8 protein-coding genes are annotated in these 21,181 nt (G+C 61.7%); 4 read left to right on the forward strand and 4 right to left on the reverse strand.

Annotated features, from left to right (window positions below; translation table 11 throughout):
* Positions 1 to 5: 5 nt before the first annotated feature.
* From atuC to QF010_RS22930, 3 genes are read right to left on the reverse strand one after another with little or no spacing between them, the layout of a single operon-like run.
* Positions 6 to 1,622, reverse strand: a complete 1,617-nt coding sequence (gene atuC, locus QF010_RS22920; RefSeq protein WP_429533995.1) for a geranyl-CoA carboxylase subunit beta — start codon at positions 1,620 to 1,622, stop codon at positions 6 to 8.
* A 3-nt stretch (positions 1,623 to 1,625) separates the two neighbouring features.
* Positions 1,626 to 2,495, reverse strand: coding sequence for an SDR family oxidoreductase (locus QF010_RS22925; protein WP_429533996.1), 870 nt, complete (start codon positions 2,493 to 2,495; stop codon positions 1,626 to 1,628).
* Positions 2,496 to 2,507: 12 nt separating this feature from the next.
* Positions 2,508 to 4,298 carry an acyclic terpene utilization AtuA family protein gene (locus tag QF010_RS22930; RefSeq protein WP_429533997.1) on the reverse strand — a complete coding sequence of 597 codons (1,791 nt, stop codon included), beginning with the start codon at positions 4,296 to 4,298 and terminating at the stop codon, positions 2,508 to 2,510.
* Positions 4,299 to 4,488: 190 nt separating this feature from the next.
* On the opposite strand from QF010_RS22930, the gene QF010_RS22935 reads away from it, so the two are divergent.
* The 3 genes from QF010_RS22935 (at position 4,489) to QF010_RS22945 (ending at position 7,130) form a co-directional block, all read left to right on the forward strand.
* Positions 4,489 to 5,115, forward strand: a complete 627-nt coding sequence (locus tag QF010_RS22935; protein ID WP_429533998.1) for a TetR/AcrR family transcriptional regulator — start codon at positions 4,489 to 4,491, stop codon at positions 5,113 to 5,115.
* 94 nt (positions 5,116 to 5,209) lie between these two features.
* Entirely contained in the window at positions 5,210 to 6,016 is an 807-nt protein-coding gene (locus QF010_RS22940) for a substrate-binding periplasmic protein (protein ID WP_429510759.1), read from the forward strand.
* A 100-nt stretch (positions 6,017 to 6,116) separates the two neighbouring features.
* Positions 6,117 to 7,130 (forward strand): GNAT family N-acetyltransferase, encoded by a 1,014-nt coding sequence (locus QF010_RS22945; protein WP_429533999.1) that lies wholly within the window; start codon positions 6,117 to 6,119, stop codon positions 7,128 to 7,130.
* A gap of 50 nt (positions 7,131 to 7,180) precedes the next feature.
* Here QF010_RS22945 and QF010_RS22950 read toward each other — a convergent pair whose 3' ends face one another.
* The gene (locus QF010_RS22950; protein ID WP_033059180.1) at positions 7,181 to 7,729 is read right to left on the reverse strand and encodes an RNA polymerase factor sigma-70; all 549 of its coding nucleotides are present in this window, start codon (positions 7,727 to 7,729) and stop codon (positions 7,181 to 7,183) included.
* 371 nt (positions 7,730 to 8,100) lie between these two features.
* On the opposite strand from QF010_RS22950, the gene QF010_RS22955 reads away from it, so the two are divergent.
* Positions 8,101 to 21,084, forward strand: coding sequence for a non-ribosomal peptide synthetase (locus QF010_RS22955; protein WP_429534000.1), 12,984 nt, complete (start codon positions 8,101 to 8,103; stop codon positions 21,082 to 21,084).
* Positions 21,085 to 21,181: the final 97 nt, after the last annotated feature.

The following is a 21,181-nucleotide window of genomic DNA, read 5'->3' on the forward strand; positions in this document are numbered from 1 at the left end:
CGTCCTTAGAAGCGGGCTACACCAAAACTGTTGGATTGCAGCGGCCGCACTTCAGCCTCATGACAGATATCCAGCAAGTACCCGAGCAAGGTCCGGGTATCGCGAGGATCGATCAACCCGTCGTCCCACAAGCTGGCACTGCCATAGAGCGCGGTGGACTGGCTGTCGAGTTTCTGCGCGGTGACCTGTTCCAGCATGTCGAGCATTTTCGGGTCGGGCACCAGACCGTCCTTGGCCTGTTTGGCCTCGGTGACGATCCGCAGCACTTTGCCGGCCTGGGCGCCGCCCATCACCGCCGTGCGGCTGTTGGGCCAGGCGAAAATGAAGCGTGGGTCGAGGCCGCGGCCGCACATCGCGTAGTTGCCGGCGCCGTAGGAGCCACCGACGACGATGGTCAGTTTAGGCACGCGGGCATTGGCCACCGCTTGAATCATTTTCGCGCCGTGTTTGATCACGCCTTGCTGCTCCGACTCGGTGCCGACCATGAACCCGGTGGTGTTGTGGAAGAACAGCAGCGGGGTCTTGCTCTGGTCGCAGAGCTGAATGAACTGCGCCGCCTTGCTCGCACCCTTGGGCGTGATGGGGCCGTTGTTACCGATGAACCCGCAGGCGCGGCCTTGAATCTGCAAATGGCCGCAGACGGTTTGCTGATCGAACTCGCCCTTGAATTCGAGGAAGTTCGAGCCGTCGGCAATCCGCGCGATGATTTCGCGTACGTCATAGGGCTTTTTCACGTCGTCAGGAATCAGCCCGAGCAACTCGTCGATGGGGTAGAGCGGTTCTTCCCACCGACGTTCGGGTAACCACGGCAACTGATCATTCCACGGCAACAGGCTGACAATCTCGCGGACCTGGCGCACGCCATCGGCATCGTTCTCGGCCAGGTATTCAGCGGTGCCGGCGATTTGCGCATGCATCTCGGCGCCGCCCAGTGCTTCATCGGTGGCGACTTCGCCGGTGGCAGCCTTGAGCAGCGGCGGACCGGCCAGAAACAGCTTGGCCTTGCCACGCACCACCACCACGTAATCCGACAGCCCCGGCTGATAGGCGCCGCCCGCCGTGGCCGAGCCATGGACCACGGTGATTTGCGGCAGGCCCATGGCCGACATCCGCGCCTGATTGGCAAAACTGCGGGCGCCTTCGACGAAAATCTCCGCCGCGTAATTGAGGTTGGCGCCACCGCTTTCGGCCAGGGTAATGACCGGCAGTTTGTTCTCCATGGCGATCTGTTGCAGGCGCAGGGATTTTTTCAAACCGCTGGGGGAAATGGTCCCGCCCTTGATCGCACTGTTGTTCGCCACCACCAGCACGCGCACGCCGGACACGTAACCGATCCCGGCGATCAATCCGCCGCCAGCCGAACTGCCGTCTTTGTCGTCGTGCAGTTTGTAGCCGGCCAGGCTCGCCAGTTCGAGGAACGGGGCGCCTGGGTCCAGCAGCAGATTGAGGCGTTCCCGGGGCAACAATTGCCCGCGCTTGTCGAACCGGGGTTTGGCTTCGGCCGCCTTGTTCAGCAGGGTCTGTTCGAGCTGGCGGACCTGTTCGATGCCGGCCAGCATCGCCGCGCGATTGCGGGCGAACTGTTCGCTGAAGGGGTCTACTTGCGACTGAATCACCGGCATGGCTTATTCCTTATCCTTGAGGACGTCCGGCAAATAGGCGCGATGGAAACCGTTAAACGACTCGCTGATCTGCGCCTTGTGTATCGGCCAGGCGCGCCCGCCCAGGCTGGCAGCGCCGTCGATGCGCAAGGTGCTGCCACTGACAAACGCCGCGGCCGGGCTGAGCAGGAAAACGATTGCCGCGCTGACTTCCGATTCGGTACCGATGCGTTTCAGTGGAACGTGCTCACGCAGCGTCGGGATCACCGCTTTGAACGCGCCTTCGTAGGTGTCCATGCCACTGGACGCGATCCAGCCCGGCGCCACGGCGTTGACCCGCACCCCGGCATAACCCCATTCGAACGCGGCAGTCTTGGTCAGGTTATCCATGCCCGAACGCGCCGCACCCGAGTGGCCCATGCCGGGCATGCCGCCCCACATGTCGGCGAGCATGTTGACGATGGCGCCGCCGTGTTTGCTCATGGACTGGTTGAACACTTCCCGGGCCATCAGGAAGCCACCCATCAGGTTGGTGCGCAACACCGTATCGAAACCTTTTTGATTGATCGACGCCAGCGGCGACGGGTACTGCCCGCCGGCATTATTGACCAGACCGTGAATCGGTCCGTACTTGCGGATCAACTCGCTGACCACATGCTTGACCGCTTCTTCCTCACGAATATCGCAGACCATCCAGTCAGCCTTGCCGCCATCCTCGGCAATCTCGGTCGCGACGTTTTTCAGCTTGTCGGCCTTGCGCCCGAGCAGCAGCACATGGGCACCGAGGGCCGCCAGTTCGTGAGCGGTGCAACGGCCGATGCCGCTGCCGCCACCGGTGACGATGATGTTTTTGCCTGCAAACAAATCGGCTTTGAAAATCGAATCGTAAGCCATGGCGACAGTCCTCTAGTTGACCTGGTCGGCGATGCGCTGAGGCACCGGTATCTGGATTTCCAGCAGTTGCTGGGCGAAGGCCTTGCCTTGCGGATCGATCCGCAGGCTGGCCACGCCACCGCCTCCCAGGGCGTTCTCCAGCAGAAAATTAAGGCTGTGGGTGCCCGGCAGGTACCAGCGTTCGACACGTCCATGGATCGGGTCGAGGACGTGACTCATCCAGTCGACGATCACTTCCGGGGTCAAGGCTTCGGCAATCCACGGCAGGTACTCCGGCTTGCGGGCCATGACGCCGATGTTGCTGTGATTGCCCTTGTCACCGGAGCGCGCCACGGCGAGTTTGACCAGGGCCACGCTGGCATCGGCCCGGTCTGCGGATTTCGGTGGGGCGCACGCTACGGGCAAGTCGGCGGTGTCGAGCACATCCACGGCGGGCAGGGCGCAGGGGTGGCGCTGGCCCTTTAGATCAATTTCCAGCGTGCAGGCGGTTTTGTCGATAAGGAACGAGAACAGCCGGATCAGCGGATACACCGTCGGCCGTCCACCGACGATCCCGGTCAGTCCCGGCGCCATGCCGGTGGCGGCTTGGGCGATCTCACGGGAGAACACAATCAACGCCTGTTTACCCGGATGGCGCACCGCGAGTTTGATCACCACTTCGCGGCTGTCCTGGCGCTGACCGTGGGGGCCGTAAGTGGCCTCGCTGCCGAGCAGTTCGATGTTCACTTCGCTGTAGGGGGGCCAACCGCGCTGGCTGAAGATTTCCGACGTCTTGTTGATGATCGCTTCGCTGACTCGACGCGCCTTGTCGACTGCATCGATGCCTGCGATCAGGCAACTGGCGGTGCAGCGGAAACCGTCCGGGTACGTCGCGCTGACCTTGTACTGATCGGTCGGCGGCAAGCCTTTTGCGCCGTGCACCCGAACCGCATTTTTGCCTTGTTGCACGAGTTTGACTTCAGTGAAATCGCAGACCACGTCCGGCAGCAGATACGCCTGCGGGTTACCGATTTCATACAGCATCTGCTCGCCGACCGTCAGGGGGGTGACCAGTCCGCCGGAGCCTTCGGGTTTGCTGACGATGAACTGGCTGTCGGCGCTGACTTCGACGATGGGGAAGCCGATGTGTTCGTAGTCGGGTACCTCGCGCCAATCGGTGAAGTTGCCGCCGGTGCACTGGGCGCCGCATTCGATGATGTGCCCGGCCAATGCGGCCTGGGCGAGTTTGTCGTAGTCGTGCCAGGACCAGCCGAATTCATGCACCAGCGCGGCGCTGACCACGGCGCTGTCGACCACGCGTCCGGTGATGACGATGTCGGCGCCCAGACGCAGGGCTTCGACGATGCCCGGGGCGCCGAGGTAGGCGTTGGTCGAGACGCACATCGGCGGTAAGGGCGCGCCGCTGAACATTTCATGGATACCGCGGCTGCTCAGCTGTTTGAGCTGCGGCTGCAGGTCATCGCCCAGCAGCACGGCGATTTTCAGCGTTACTCCGGCCTTGTCGCAGGCCGCTTGCAGGGCGGCGGCACAGGCTTGCGGGTTGACCCCGCCGGCGTTGCTGATGACGCGGATGTTCTGTTCGGCGAGTTGCCCCAACAGCGGGCTGAGGACTTCGATGAAGTCGCTGGCGTAACCGGCCTGGGGATCTTTCATCCGCGCGCCGGCCATGATCGACATCGTGATTTCGGCCAGATAATCGAAGACCAGATAGTCCAGACGCCCACCTTCCACCAGTTGCGCGGCGGCGGTCGAGGTGTCGCCCCAGAAGGCGCTGGCGCAACCGATGCGGATTGTTTTTGGCACAGTCAACTCCATAACCACCCCCGACAGAAGTACATCGAGACTACCAAGCAAGCGCTTGGTTTGTAAACGGCTGAAATATCTTCTGCCCGAGCGCTTGCTTGGTCGCTCCGGCCAGCTTAAATTGCCCGCGCAACCCCGCAGTTTTAGCGGTGAGCGGCGTATTTGATTGATCGACTGTAGGAGAGAACGGGTGGACGAGCAAAAAGCCCTGAGGGTGATGCGCGAATTGGTCGACAGCGGCCAATTGACCGACCCGGACAGCGCCCGCGGCAAACTGCTGCAAGTGGCGGCTCACCTGTTCCGCAACAAAGGTTACGAACGCACCACCGTGCGCGATCTGGCCGGCGCCGTGGGGATTCAGTCAGGCAGCATTTTTCATCACTTCAAAAGCAAGGACGAGATCCTGCGGGCGGTGATGGAAGAAACCATTCGCTACAACACCGCGTTGATGCGTGCAGCCCTGGCAGAAGCCGGCAGTGTGCGCGAGCGGGTATTGGCGCTGATTCGCTGTGAATTGCAATCGATCATGGGCGGCAGCGGCGAGGCCATGGCGGTGTTGGTGTATGAATGGCGCTCGCTGTCCGCAGACGGGCAGGCGCAGGTGCTGGCGCTGCGCGACATTTATGAAGCGCTCTGGCTTCAGGTGCTGGGCGAGGCCAAGGAGGCCGGTTTTATTCGCGGCGATGTGTTCATCACCCGCCGTTTTCTGACGGGTGCGTTGTCCTGGACCACCACCTGGTTTCGCGCCGGCGGCAGCATGAGCCTCGATCAATTGGCCGATGAGGCATTGATTCTCGTGCTGGAAGAAAAGCAGTAAGTTTGTTTTGAATCAGAAGGAAACTGGCTAAGTCGCCGAAACCGCCTAGCTTGAATGCATTGACGCGTATTTTTTTGGGGAGTGGATTGTTTTGATGTCTTCGCCAATTCGGACGGCTTCGCGGCTTTTGCTGGCGACGCTTGCGGTGTTATGCGTGGTTCCATCCCAGGCCGCACAACAGGTGCGGGTCGGTGCCGCACATTTCCCCCCTTATACCGTGCGCCCGGAATCCGGTGCCGACACCGGTTTGCTGCCGCAGCTGGTCGAGGCGCTCAATGCCTTGCAGACCGACTATCAGTTTGTGTTGGTGCCCACTTCCATTCCCCGGCGTTTCGGTGACTTCAAGCAAAGCCGGGTGGACATGGCGATTTTCGAGAACCCGGACTGGGGCTGGAAGGACATCCCGCACACCACAGTCGACATGGGGCTGGAAGACGCCGAGATCTTCGTCGCACAACGCCAGCCCGATGGCCAGCCGGTTCGTCAGCAGAATTATTTTGCCGACCTCGCCGGCAAGCGTCTGGCGCTGTTCAGCGGCTATCACTACGAATTCGCCAACTTCAATGCCGATCCAAAGTTCCTCGCGCAAAACTACAACGCCACGCTGACGTATTCCCATGACAGTAACCTGCTGATGGTGCTGCGCGGGCGTGCCGACGTTGCCCTGGTGACGCGTTCATATCTGAGCGATTACCTGCTGCGCAACGAGAAAGTCGCCGATCAGCTGCTGGTGTCCCAGCGTATCGATCAGGTCTATCACCACTACGCCATCCTCCGGCCGGCCGCACCGATCAGTGGCGAGGCGTTCGGCAAGTTGCTGCAAGGGTTGCGGGACAATGGTCAGATGCTGAAGATTTTCGATCCTTACAAGATTGCCATCGTTCCGGTCCCGGGTAACTGAGATCGCACCGCAGGTCGCGTATTGACCGACTTCTCTTAAATTTCCTGCACTGGCTCACGTCACCTCGTTGAACTGTCGACGATTAACGTGAGCCCGACCCATGTCCACTCTGAATGACCTGACTGCCCTGGCCTTGCCGACAGGAAGCCGTCTTGTAGCTGATGAAAGCGAAAGCCGCCTGTGCCTCAGCCTTGAGGGGAAGCCGCTGATTCAGTTGCGCCTGACTCGCGAGCCCGCGCTGCAAGTGCACGTAGAAGAGCGCTTTGACCACGCCGACAATCGGGCTGTCTGGGCGGCCTGTTATTGGCTGTTTGCCCGTGACCCATCCAGCCAGCGCCTGACCTGGCATCTCGATGAAGCCCCCACCGAAGCATTGCTCAGCGGGTTGCTGGTTCCGACCGAAATCGTCGGCCAGTATCGTTGCGAGCGCACGCTGTTCTGGCAGTTGCCTCAGCCTTGGCTGGGCGCGTCACAGACATCGGGTTATCCGCAGCAACTGGTCATCAGTGGCGGCAAGCGTCATCCGCTGCGTCCGGTGAAACCGCGTGGTGAAGTCTATCGGCGTTTTGATGCGCGCCTGGGTACCTGGATTTCCCTGCGCACGGTGGACATCGACCTGGACCTGGCACGTTTCAATCGTTGGCAGAACAGCCCGCGCGTGGCGAGTTTCTGGCAGGAGGAGGGCAGCCTCGAGCAGCATCACGAGTACCTGAGCAAACTCGAAGCCGATCCGCACACTTTGACGCTGATCGGTTGTTTCGATGATCAGCCGTTCGCCTACTTTGAAGCCTATTGGGCCAAGGAAGATCGCATCGCGCCGTTCTATGACGCCGGCGATTACGACCGCGGAATTCACATGTTGGTGGGTGAGGAAAATCACCGTGGTCCGCACAAGGTAGCGAGCTGGTTATCGGCGTTGACGCATTACCTGTTTCTCGACGATCCACGCACTCAGCGCGTGGTTGCCGAGCCTCGCGCCGACAACGCGAAGATGATCGGGCATATGCAGGGCCAGGGTTTCCACTGCGAGAAAGCGTTCGACTTCCCGCACAAGCGCGCGGCGTTGATGGTGTTGGGGCGTGAGCGGTTTTTTGATCGGTGTGCGTTGGCTTGATACAAAAAAACGCAGCCTCGGGCTGCGTTTTTTATAGGCGCGATTGAGTATCAGCGACGGGCAAAAGTATCCACACGACTGCCCGACACCTTGCGGCAGTGCACCAGCGCATCGCGAATCATGAAGTTCACCAGGGTCGGCGAGACGCCAAGCTCCTTGGCGATGTCCTTTTGCGGCACGCCGTGCAGGCGGTACATCTCGAAGGCGTAGCGGGTGCGGCTGGGCAGCTCGGTCAGCGCGTCGGCAATGTTTTCCAGGGTCGAGAAGTTGATGTGCGAGGTTTCCGGCGAAGCGCCCTGAATCACAACGTTCAGGCCTTCCTCTTCAGGACCCGAATACTTCTGCTCCAGCGCCTGTTTGCGGTAGTGATCGATCGCCAGGTTGCGCACGATCTGGAACAGGTAGCTGAGCTGAGCCTTGAACGAAGACGTGATCTGCGGCGCGGATTGCAGCCGGAAGAACGCATCCTGCACCACGTCTTCAGCACGCGACCGGCAGCCGGTAATGCGGGCTGCAATCTTGACCAGGATCAGTCGATTGTCGACGAATGCCTGAAGTAGCGGTGAATCGCACCTGCTTGTGGACACTTGTTCCGTCATGGAAATCACCTTGCTGCCAATAGGTTCGTGGGACGGCAAGCGGGGGCTGGGCCGTCCAACACATCGAGCGACAAATTATTCTTAATGATAATGATTGTCAAATGAGAAAGAGAACTAATGCTCCTCAAAGGTGCAGTGTGAGAACTGCGACACGCTGACGCACCTTAGCCCCGCTGGCGATCAGGCCTTCCGACTAATTATTTAAAGACGTCAACCGTTCTCATTGGTGAATGGTTCCGGGTAGCGGCTGCGGCCAAAACAGCATTCCCAAGCCTCGCGCGGTCGGCGAAGACCGCGCCCTGTACGCCCCGAAGGGGCGTGACGTCAGAAAACCGATTCCACTTGCAAGCCGAATTCAGGCAGGAAACCTCATGACCGACGCGTTCGAACTCCCCAGCACACTGGTCCAAGCCCTTCAGCGCCGAGCGGCCCTGACGCCGGATCGGGTGGCCTTGCGTTTTCTCGCCGAAACCCAGGATCAGGCTGTGGTGCTCAGTTACCGCGAACTGGATCAGCGGGCGCGGACCATTGCTGGCGCGTTGCAGGCCGAGGCTGCGTTTGGCGATCGCGCAGTGCTGCTATTTCCCAGCGGACCGGATTACGTCGCGGCGTTCTTCGGCTGCCTGTATGCCGGTGTGATCGCGGTGCCGGCCTATCCGCCGGAGTCGGCGCGTCGTCATCATCAGGAGCGTCTGCTGTCGATCATCAACGATGCCGAACCGCGTCTGCTGCTGACCAGCGCCAGTCTGCGCGATGCGTTGCAGCACATAGAGGGCGCGCCGCCGTTGCTGTGTGTCGATACGCTCGACAGTGCATTGGCCGAACATTGGGTGGCGCCGGAACTTGCAGGCGACCACATCGCGTTCCTGCAATACACCTCCGGTTCCACCGCGTTGCCGAAAGGGGTGCAAGTCAGCCACGGCAACCTGGTGGCCAATGAACTGCTGATCCGCCACGGCTTCGGCATCGATCTGAATCCTGACGACGTGATCGTCAGCTGGTTGCCGCTGTACCACGACATGGGCCTGATCGGCGGTCTGTTGCAGCCGATTTTCAGCGGCGTGCCCTGCGTGTTGATGTCGCCGGCGTATTTCCTCGGCCGGCCGTTGCGCTGGCTGGAAGCGATCAGCGAGTACGGCGGCACCATCAGCGGCGGGCCGGACTTTGCCTATCGGTTGTGCAGTGAACGGGTCAGTGAGTCGGCCCTGGAACGCCTCGACCTGAGCGGCTGGCGCGTAGCGTATTCCGGTTCCGAACCGATTCGCCTCGATACCCTGGATCGCTTCGCCGAGCAGTTCGCGGCCTGCGGTTTCACCCAAGACAGTTTCATGGCGTCCTACGGGTTGGCCGAAGCGACGCTGTTCGTGGCCGGCAGCCCTCGCGGTCAGGGCATTGGCAACCTGCGTGTGGACGATCAAGCCCTGGCACAAAATCGTGCCGAGCCGGGGGACGGCAGCACGATCATGAGTTGCGGCATCAGTCAGCCGGAGCACGCGGTGCTGATTGTCGATCCAACAGCCCTCAACGAATTGGCTGACAACGCGGTCGGCGAAGTCTGGGCCGCAGGGCCAAGTATCGCCCACGGCTACTGGCGCAACCCTGAGGCCAGCGCCAAGACGTTCGTTCAGCATGCTGGCCGTACCTGGCTGCGTACCGGTGACCTGGGCTTTATGCGCCATGGTGAACTGTTCATCACCGGGCGCCTGAAAGACATGTTGATCGTCCGTGGCCACAACCTTTATCCACAGGACATCGAGCAAACCATCGAGCGCGAAGTGGAAGTGGTGCGCAAAGGTCGTGTCGCCGCTTTTGCTATGAACATCGAGGGTCAGGAAGGCATCGGCATTGCAGCGGAAATCAGCCGCAGCGTGCAGAAAATCCTCCCGCCCGACGCCCTGATCAACGCCATCCGCCAAGCCGTGGCCGAGGCGTATCAGGAAGCGCCAAGCGTGGTGGTGCTGCTCAATCCGGGCGCGTTGCCCAAGACCTCCAGCGGCAAATTGCAACGCTCGGCATGCCGCAATCGTCTGGCAGACGGCAGCCTCGACAGCTATGCGCTGTTCCCGTCGGCAGGCATCGACAGTAAATCCGCGACTGAAACAGGTTCCGAACTGCAAACCCTGATTGGCCAGATCTGGTGCGAGCAACTGCAGGTCAAACCGATCAGCGCCGACGATCACTTCTTCCTGCTGGGCGGCAACTCCATTGCCGCCACTCAGGTGGTCGCACGTCTGCGCGAGGCACTCGGTCTGGAGCTGAACCTGCGCCTGCTGTTTGAAGCGCCGACCCTTGGCGCGTTTGCCGCCGCAGTCGCTCAGCAACAGCAGGACGGCGGACTCGCCCAAGGCTCGATTACCCGGCTGTCGCGCACTGAAGCCATGCCGCAATCGCTCGCGCAAAACCGTCTGTGGATCACCTGGCAACTCGACCCGCAGAGCAGCGCCTACAACATTCCCGGCGCCTTGCGCCTGCGCGGCGAGCTGGATGAAGACGCCTTGCGCGCCTGTTTCCAACAGCTGATCGAGCGTCACGAATCCCTGCGTACGCGGTTCTTCGAACGTGACGGTGTGGCGCTGCAACAGGTCGATGCAGCGAGCGAATTCAACCTGCAACTCATCGACATCAGCGACCTGCCGGTTGCCGAGCGTGAAGTCCGTGCGCAGCAAATCCGAGAAGACGAAGCCCGTACTCAATTCGATCTGCAGAAAGGTCCGCTGCTGTGGGTGACCTTGGTGCGCCTCGATGATGAGGACCATCAACTGTTGGTGACGCTGCATCACATCATCGCCGACGGTTGGTCGCTGAACGTGCTGATCGACGAGTTCTCGCGCCTGTATGCCGCCGCGTCCCAAGGACAAAAGGCAACGCTTCCGGTATTGCCGACGCAGTACGCCGATTACGGCAGCTGGCAGCGTCAATGGCTGGCGCAAGGGGAGGGCGAGCGTCAGCTGGCTTACTGGAAAGCGCAATTGGGTGTTGATCATCCGACCCTGAGCCTGGCCACTGATCATCCGCGTTCGGCGCAACACCTTCACCGCGCCGCGCGCCACACCGTACGGTTGGGCGCGACCCTGAGCGATGCGATTCGCCAGACCGCCCAGGCCCATGAATCCACTTCGTTCATGCTGTTGCTTGCCGCGTTCCAGAACCTGCTGCACCGCTACAGCGGTCAACGGGACATCCGCATCGGTGTGCCGAACGCCAACCGTCCGCGCCTGGAAACCCAAGGGCTGATCGGCTTCTTCATCAACACCCAGGTGCTGCGCGCCGAACTGGATTCGCAGCGGCCATTCGTGGAATTGCTGGCGCAAACCCGTCAGGCCGCATTGGACGCACAAGCGCATCAGGACCTGCCGTTCGAACAATTGCTCGAAGCCTTCCCGCAAGCCCGCGAACAAGGTTTGTTCCAGGTCATGTTCAACCACCAGCAACGGGACTTGAGCGCATTGCGTCGCCTGCCTGGATTGCTCGCCGAAGAGCTGCCTTGGCACAGCCGCGAAGCCAAGTTCGACCTGCAACTGCACAGCGAGGAAGACCAAAAGGGTCGCCTGAATCTGTCTTTCGACTACGCCAGCGAACTGTTCGACGTGGCGACCATCGAGCGCTTGGCCGAGCACTTCGGCAACCTGCTGCGAGCCATTTGCGATCAACCGAAAACCGCCATCGGCGACCTTCCACTGCTGACCCCGAGTGAGCACGATCAGCAAGCAACGTGGAGCGCCGCACCGTGCACACCAGCCAGCCAATGGCTGCCGGAATTGCTCAACGAACAGGCTCGCCTGACCCCGGAGCACACCGCTCTTATGTGGGACGGTGGCAGCTTGGACTTCGCCGAACTGCACACCCAAGCCAACCGCCTGGGCCATTACCTGCGCGACAAAGGCGTCGGCCCGGATGTCTGCGTGGCCATTGCCGCCGAGCGTTCGCCGCAGTTGCTGATCGGTCTGCTGGCGATCATCAAGGCCGGTGGCGCCTACGTGCCGCTGGACCCGGATTACCCGGCTGAACGCCTGGCCTACATGCTCAGCGACAGCGGCGTCGAATTGCTGCTGACCCAGACCCAATTGCTTGAGCGCTTGCCGGCCACCGATGGCGTCAGCGTGATCGCCATGGACGCCTTGCATCTGGAGAGCTGGCCGAGCCATACACCGGGCCTGCACTTGCACGGCGACAACCTGGCGTACGTGATTTACACCTCCGGTTCCACTGGCCAGCCGAAGGGTGTCGGCAATACCCATGCAGCCCTCGCCGAACGCCTGCAATGGATGCAGAACACCTATCGCTTGAACGACACCGACGTGCTGATGCAAAAGGCGCCGATCAGTTTTGATGTGTCGGTGTGGGAATGCTTCTGGCCGCTGATTACCGGTGCACGCTTGCTGATCGCCGGCCCCGGTGAACACCGTGATCCGCATCGTATCGCGCAACTCGTTCAGCAGTTCGGCGTGACCACGCTGCACTTCGTGCCGCCGCTGCTTTCGTTGTTCATCGAAGAACCGCTGACCACCGAATGCACCAGCCTGCGCCGCGTATTTTCCGGCGGCGAAGCCTTGCCTGCCGAACTGCGCAACCGCGTGCTGGAACACCTGCCGGCCGTGCAATTGCACAACCGCTACGGCCCGACCGAAACTGCGATCAACGTCACTCATTGGCACTGCACAACCGCCGATGGCGAACGCTCGCCGATTGGTCGTCCGCTGGGCAATGTGCTGTGCCGCGTGCTCGATGAGGCACTCAATCCCGTTCCGGCCGGTGTGCCGGGTGAACTGTGCATCAGCGGCATCGGTCTGGCGCGCGGCTATTTGGGCCGTCCGGGCCTGACAGCGGAACGTTTTGTCGTCGATCCATTGGGTGAGCAGGGCGCGCGTCTGTACCGTACCGGTGACCGCGCGCGCTGGACTGCCGACGGCGTGATCGAATACCTCGGCCGTCTCGATCAGCAGGTCAAACTGCGTGGCTTCCGCGTTGAACCGGAAGAAATCGAAGCACGATTGCTGGCTCAGGACGGCGTCACTCAAGCCGTGGTGCTGGTGCGCGAAACGGCGGCCGGCGGGCAGTTGATCGGTTACTACACCGCAACCGATTCCACAGAAGATGTTGATGTTCAAACTGCCCGTCTGAAAACCGCGCTGGCGGCTGAGTTGCCGGAATATATGGTCCCGGCGCAGCTCATGCGTCTGGACGAAATGCCCCTGAGTCCAAGCGGCAAACTCGACCGCCGCGCCTTGCCGGAGCCTCAGTGGCAAGTGCGCGAGTACGTTGAACCGGTTACCGCGCTGGAACAACAAATCGCCGGCATCTGGCGTGAAGTATTAGGCCTCGCGCACATCGGTCTGCATGACGACTTCTTCGCCTTAGGCGGCCATTCCTTGCTGGCCACGCAAATCATTTCCCGCACTCGTCAGGCCTGCGACGTCGAGTTGCCGCTGCGCGCGCTGTTCGAAAACAGTGAGCTGGGCGCGTTTGCCGAACAGGTTCAACGGATCCAGGCCAGCGGAAAAACCAATCAGCAGCCGCCGATCGAGAAAGTCGACCGCAGCCAACCGGTGCCGTTGTCCTATTCCCAGCAGCGCATGTGGTTCCTCTGGCAGATGGAGCCGGACAGCCCGGCCTACAACGTTGGCGGCATGGCGCGGCTGCGCGGGGTGCTCGATGTCGGGCGCTTCGAGGCCGCGCTGCAAGCCCTGATCATGCGTCATGAAACCCTGCGCACCACGTTCCCGAGCATCGATGGCGTGGCCCGGCAACGGGTTCACCCGGACACCGGCATGCGCATGGACTGGAAAGACTTCTCCGCGCTCGACGTTGATCGCCGCGAACAATGCGTCCAGCAACTGGCCGACGACGAGGCGCATAAACCCTTCGATTTGGAAACCGGACCCCTGCTGCGCGCCTGCATGGTCAAGACTGCCGAGCACGAACATTACCTGGTGCTGACCCTGCACCACATCGTCACCGAAGGCTGGGCGATGGACATCTTCGCCCGGGAACTGAGCGCGCTTTACGAGGCTTTTGTCGATGACCGTGAATCGCCGCTGGAGCCGCTGCCGGTGCAATACCTGGATTACAGCGTCTGGCAGCGCCAGTGGCTGGAGTCCGGCGAACGTCAGCGCCAACTCGATTACTGGACCGCGCAACTGGGCCGTGAACATCCGTTGCTGGAATTGCCCGCCGACCGTCCGCGTCCACCGGTACAAAGCCATCAGGGCGAACTGTTCCGTTTTGACCTGAGCGATGAGCTTGCCGCGCGCGTTCGTGCCTTCAATGCACAAAACGGCCTGACCCTGTTCATGACCATGACCGCTGCGCTGGCGGTGCTGCTTTACCGCTACAGTGGCCAGACCGACCTGCGCATCGGCGCGCCGGTGGCCAACCGGATTCGTCCGGAAAGCGAAGGGCTGATCGGTGCGTTCCTCAACACCCAAGTGCTGCGTTGTCAGCTCGACGGGCAGATGTCTGTCGACGAATTGTTCGAGCAGGTTCGCCACACCGTGATCGAAGGCCAGTCTCATCAGGACCTGCCGTTCGATCACTTGGTGGAGGCTTTGCAGCCACCGCGCAGCGCGGCGTACAACCCGTTGTTCCAGGTGATGTGCAACGTGCAGCGCTGGGAATTCCAGCAGAGCCGCACACTCGCCGGCATGACCGTCGAATACCTGGCCAACGATGCCCGCGCAACCAAGTTCGACCTCAACCTGGAGGTCACCGACCTCGACCATCGCCTGGGTTGCTGCCTGACCTACAGCACCGATCTGTTCGATGAACCACGCATTGCGCGGCTGGCCGGGCATTGGCGCAACCTGCTGGAAGCGCTGCTGGCCGATCCGCAACAGCGCCTTAGTGAATTGCCGCTGCTGGAAGCCACCGAACAGCAACACCTGCTGGACAGCCTCGGCGTCGAGCCGGGCGAACATCGCCTCGACCAGTGCATTCATCACCTGTTCAGCGAGCAGGCGCTGGCGCGTAAAGACGCGCCAGCACTCACCTTCGCCGGGCAAACCTTGAGCTACGCCGAACTCGACAGCCGCGCCAATCGCCTGGCCTGGATGCTCCGCGAGCGTGGCGTCGGGCCGCAGGTTCGGGTGGGCCTGGCGCTTGAGCGTTCGCTGGAAATGGTCGTCGGCCTGCTTGCGATCCTCAAGGCCGGCGGCGCCTACGTGCCGTTGGACCAGGAGTACCCGCTGGATCGTTTGCACTACATGATCGAAGACAGCGGCATCGGTTTGCTGCTCAGCGATGCCGCGATGTTCGACGCGCTCGGCGAACTGCCGGCAACCGTCGCTCGTTGGTGCCTGGAGGAGGACGCAGCAGCACTGGTCCATTACCCGGCCACCGAGCTGCCGTTTATCAGCCTGCCGCAGCATCAGGCTTACCTGATTTACACCTCGGGCTCTACCGGTAAACCAAAAGGCGTGGTGGTGTCCCACGGCGAAATCGCCATGCACTGCCAAGCGGTAATCGAGCGTTTCGGCATGCGCCCGGACGATTGCGAACTGCACTTCTATTCCATCAACTTCGACGCGGCCACCGAGCGTTTGCTGGTGCCGCTGTTGAGTGGTGCTCAAGTTGTTCTGCGCGCTCAAGGACAGTGGGACGCGGAAGAAATCTGCGGGCTGATTCGCCGTCACCACATCAATATCCTCGGCTTCACCCCGAGCTACGGCAGCCAATTGGCGCAGTGGCTGGCAACCCGGGGTGAAATCCTGCCGGTGCGCATGTGCATCACCGGCGGTGAAGCGCTGACCGGCGAGCACCTGACGCGGATTCGCGCGGCGTTCAAGCCGAGCCAGTTTTTCAACGCCTACGGCCCGACCGAAACCGTGGTCATGCCGCTGGCCAGTCTGGCGCCCGAGCAGCTTGAAGAAGGCCTCGGCAGTGTGCCGATCGGCAGTGTGATTGGCGCGCGCGTGGCCTACATCCTCGACGCTGATCTGGCGCTGGTGCCGCAAGGCGCGACGGGCGAGTTGTACGTCGGCGGCGCCGGTCTGGCGCAGGGTTATCACCAGCGTCCGGGCATGACGGCCGAACGTTTTGTCGCCGATCCTTTTGCGGCGAATGGCGGGCGTCTGTACCGCACCGGCGATCTGGTGCGCCAGCGCGCCGACGGTCTGGTGGAGTACCTCGGACGTATCGACCATCAAGTGAAGATTCGTGGTTTCCGCATTGAACTGGGCGAAATCGAAACCCGTCTGCTGGAGCATGAATCGATCCGTGAAGCCGTGGTGCTGGCGCTGGATGCCCCGAGCGGCAAACAACTGGTCGGCTATCTGGTGACTGAAGTCGCCGAGCAAGACGAAGCGCAACAAGCTGCACTGCGTGAGGAGCTCAAGGCGCACCTCAAGTCCCAGCTGCCGGATTACATGGTGCCAACGCATTTGATCCTGCTGGCCAGCATGCCGCTGACCGCCAACGGCAAACTCGACCGCCGCGCATTGCCGGCCCCGGACCCGGAGTTGAACCGTCAGCAGTACGTGGCGCCGAGCAACGAGCTTGAACTGACGCTGGCCGCCATCTGGTGCGAAGTGCTGAACGTCCTGCAGGTCGGCCTCAACGACAACTTCTTCGAACTGGGCGGCGACTCGATTCTGTCGATTCAGGTGGTCAGCCGTGCGCGGCAGCAGGGCATTCACTTCAGCCCGCGCGATCTGTTCCAGCACCAGACCGTGCAGACCCTGGCCGCCGTGGCGACCCGTACCGAGCAGGTCACCGCCGAACAAGGTTTGCTGAGCGGCGAATCGCGTCTGACGCCAATCCAGCACTGGTTCTTCGACACCGACATCCCTCAGCGCCAACACTGGAACCAGGCGTTGTTGCTGGAACCGACCGTGGCATTGGAACCTCATCGCCTGGAGCAAGCGCTGCTGGCAGTGATCGAACAGCACGACGCCTTGCGTTTGCGCTTCTCTGAAATTGCAGGGCAATGGCAGGCCGAGCACCAGGCGATTTCCAACGCGCCGGTGCTGTGGCAAGTGCAGGTTTCGTCCATGGACCAATGCGCGGCACTGTTCGCCGATGCCCAGCGCAGCCTCGACCTTGAGGAAGGGCCGCTGATGCGCGCGCTGCTGGTCGATGGTCCCGAGGGCCAACAGCGGCTGTTCATCGCCATTCACCACCTGGTCGTGGATGGGGTTTCGTGGCGGGTGTTGCTGGACGATTTGCAAACGGTGTATCGCCAACTGGACGCAGGGCAGTCGGCAAAACTGCCGGCGAAAACCAGTGCCTTCAAGGACTGGACCGCACGCTTGGCGGCGTATGCCGGCAGCGAATCCTTGCGTGAAGAACTGAGCTGGTGGCAGTCGCAACTGGCCGGTGAAAGCGCCGAATTGCCGTGTGATCGCCCTGAGGGTGGCCGGCAGAATCGTCATGCGCAAACCGTCAGCGTGCGCCTCGATGTCGAGCGCACTCGCCAACTGCTGCAACAGGCACCGAGCGCCTATCGCACTCAGGTCAACGATTTGCTACTGACCGCTTTGGCCCGCGTGCTGTGCCGTTGGAGCGGTCACGCATCGGCGCTGATTCAACTCGAAGGCCACGGTCGTGAAGCACTTTTCGACGAGATCGACCTGACCCGCACCGTCGGCTGGTTCACCAGCGCTTATCCGCTACGCTTGACGCCGAAAAACGAGCAGGGCACCTCGATCAAGGCGATCAAGGAGCAACTGCGCGCGGTGCCGCACAAAGGTCTGGGGTATGGCGTGTTGCGTTATCTCGCCGATGACTCGAGCCGGCAGACCATGGCTGCCTTGCCGGTAGCGCCGATCACCTTCAACTACCTCGGTCAGTTCGACCAGAGCTTCGGCGCGGACGCCTTGTTCCGTCCTCTCGATGAAGCGGTCGGTGCGGCCCATGATTCTCGCGCGCAGCTGTCCAATGAGCTGAGCGTCGACAGTCAGGTCTATGGCGGTGAACTGGTGCTGCGTTGGACCTTCAGCGCCGAACGCCACGACCCGCAGACCATCACTGAGCTGGCAAACGCTTACGTCGGCGAATTGCAGAGCCTGATCGAGCATTGCCTGCACGACGATGCGGGCGGCCTGACGCCGTCAGACTTCCCGTTAGCGAAACTGACCCAGCCGCAACTCGACGCGCTGCCAATCCCGGCCGCCGCCATCGAAGACGTCTACCCGCTGACGCCGATGCAGGAAGGCATGCTGCTGCACACCTTGCTGGAACCGGGCACCGGCCTCTACTACATGCAGGATCGCTACCGCATCAACAGCGAGCTCGATCCGCAGCGTTTCGCCCAGGCCTGGCAAGCGGTGATCGCCCGTCACGAAGCTCTGCGCGCGTCGTTCTGCTGGAACGTCGGCGAAGACATGCTGCAAGTTATCCACAAGCCGGGCAGCACGCCGATCGAATACCTGGACTGGACTGCAATTGCCGAAGACGAGCAAGAGCCGAAGTTGCAGGCGCTGCTCAAAAGCGAGCGCGAGGCCGGGTTCGATCTGCTCAATCAGGCACCGTTCCACCTGCGCCTGATCAAGGTCGGCGGGGCGCGCTACTGGTTCATGATGAGCAACCACCACATCCTCATCGATGCCTGGTGCCGTTCGCTGCTGATGAACGATTTCTTCGAAATCTACACCGCACTGGGCGAAGGCCGGGACGCGCAACTGGCCGTGCCGCCGCGTTATCGCGACTACATCGGCTGGCTGCAACGCCAAAGCCTGGCCGAGGCGCGGCAGTGGTGGAAAACCAACCTGCAGGGCTTCGAGCGGACCACGCCGATTCCGAGCGACCGGCCGTTCCTGCGTGAACATGCCGGCGAAAGCGGCGGGATGATCGTCGGCGACTGCTACACACGGCTCGATGCCCGTGACGGTGCGCAACTGCGCGAACTGGCGCAGGCGCATCAACTGACCATCAACACCTTTGCCCAAGCGGCGTGGGCGCTGGTGCTGCGCCGTTTGAGCGGTGATCGCGACGTGCTGTTCGGCGTCACGGTGGCCGGGCGTCCGGTGGACATGCCAGAGATGCAGCGCACGGTCGGGCTGTTCATCAACAGCATCGCGCTGCGGGTGAAAATGCCCGAGGACGATCAGCGTTGCAGTGTTCGTCAATGGTTGAGCGGTTTGCTCGACAGCAACATGCAGCTGCGCGAGTACGAATACCTGCCGCTGGTGAGCATTCAGGAAAACAGCCAGCTGCCCAAGGGCCAGCCGTTGTTCGACAGCCTGTTCGTGTTCGAAAACGCCCCGGTGGAAGTCTCGGTGCTGGACCGTGCGCAAAGCCTCAACGCGACCTCGGATTCGGGCCGCACCCACACCAACTTCCCGCTGACGGCGGTCTGCTATCCGGGCGATGACCTGGGCTTGCACCTGTCTTACGATCAGCGTTATTTCGATGAGTCGACCGTCGAGCGCATGCTCGGCGAGTTCAAGCGGTTGCTGCTGGCACTGGTCGAAGGTTTCCACGGCGACATGGCCGATCTGCCGTTGCTGGGCGCCGAGGAACAGGACTTCCTGATCCACGGCTGCAACCAGAGTGAGCACGATTACCCGCTCGAACAGAGTTACGTCTCATTGTTTGAAGCGCGGGTTGCCGAGCATCCACAGCGCATTGCCGCCAGTTGCCTGGATCAACAGCACAGTTACCTTGAGCTGAATGCGCGCAGTAACCGTCTCGGTCACGCCTTGATCGCGACTGGCGTAAGGCTGGATCAACCGGTGGCGTTGCTGGCTGAACGTAACCTCGACCTGTTGGGCATGATCATCGGCAGCTTCAAGGCTGGCGCGGGTTATTTGCCGCTGGACCCGGGGCTGCCGAGTCAGCGTCTGAGCCGGATCATCGACCTGAGCCGCACGCCGTTGCTGGTCTGCACTCAAGCCTGCCGCGAGCAAGCGTTGGCGCTGCTGGATGAGTTCGCTTGCGCCAACCGGCCCACGCTGTTGGTCTGGGAAGAGGTGCAGGCGAGCGATGTTTCGGTTGCCAACCCGGGCATCTACAGCGGCCCGGACAACCTCGCCTACGTAATCTACACCTCGGGCTCCACCGGTTTGCCGAAAGGCGTGATGGTCGAACAGCGCGGCATGCTCAACAACCAGTTGAGCAAGGTGCCTTACCTGAACTTGGGCGATGCCGATGTGATCGCCCAGACCGCCTCGCAAAGTTTCGACATTTCGGTCTGGCAGTTCCTCGCCGCACCGCTGTTTGGCGCTCGAGTGGACATCGTGCCGAACACCATCGCCCATGATCCGCAAGGGTTGCTGGCGCATGTGTCGGCCCAGGGCATTACCGTGCTGGAGAGCGTGCCATCGCTGATTCAAGGCATGCTCGCCCAGGAACGCATGAGCCTCTATGGCTTGCGCTGGATGCTGCCGACCGGTGAAGCGATGCCGCCGGAGCTGGCGCACCAATGGCTGCTGCGCTACCCGGAGATCGGTCTGGTGAATGCTTATGGTCCGGCGGAATGCTCGGACGACGTGGCGTTCTTCCGTGTCGACATGGCGTCGACTCGTGGCAGTTACCTGCCGATCGGTACGCCGACCGACAACAACCGTTTGTACTTGCTTGATGGTGCCTTGGAACTGGTGCCGCTGGGTGCGGTGGGGGAGTTGTGTGTCGCCGGCACCGGGGTAGGGCGCGGTTATGTGAGCGATCCGCTGCGCACCGCGCAGGTGTTTGTGCCGAATCCGTTTGGTGAACCGGGTGATCGTCTGTATCGCACCGGCGACCTGGCCCGTCGGCGCAGTGACGGTGTGCTGGAATACGTCGGGCGTATCGACCATCAAGTGAAGATCCGCGGTTACCGCATCGAGCTGGGTGAAATCGAAGCGCGCCTGCATGAGCAACCGGAAGTGCGCGAAGCGGCGGTCGGTGTACAGGAAGGTGTGAACGGCAAACACCTGGTCGGCTATTTGGTCGCGGCTGATGCTTTGATCAATCCAACCGAGCGACTGGAACGCATCAAGCAACGCCTGCGCGCCGAACTGCCGGAATACATGGTGCCGCTGCATTGGCTATGGCTGGATCGGATGCCGCTGAATGCCAACGGCAAGCTTGATCGCAAGGCACTGCCGGTGCTGGAAATCGGCCAGTTGCAGAGCCAGGACTACCAAGCGCCGCGCAATGAACTGGAGCAGACGCTGGCGGATATCTGGGCCGAGGTGCTGAAGGTCGAGAAGGTCGGTATTCGCGACAACTTCTTCGAGCTGGGCGGGCATTCATTGCTGGCGACGCAGATCGCTTCGCGGGTGCAGAAAGCCCTGCAACGTGATGTACCGCTGCGGGCGATGTTTGAGTGCAGCACGGTGGCGGAGTTGGCTGAATACATCGACGGATTGGCGGCGAGCGATATCACTGAGGAGAAGGTGGATCGCTTGAATGGCTTGATGGCGGAGTTGGAGGGGTTTTGATTCTCTAGCGCCTGTCATGGCCCCTTCGCGGGCAAGCCTCGCTCCTACAGGTCTGTGTGGTTACGAATGCACCACCGACCTGTAGGAGCGAGGCTTG

This window comes from Pseudomonas silensiensis (assembly GCF_050434865.1).
GTDB classification, from domain to species: Bacteria; Pseudomonadota; Gammaproteobacteria; order Pseudomonadales; family Pseudomonadaceae; genus Aquipseudomonas; species Aquipseudomonas fluorescens_W.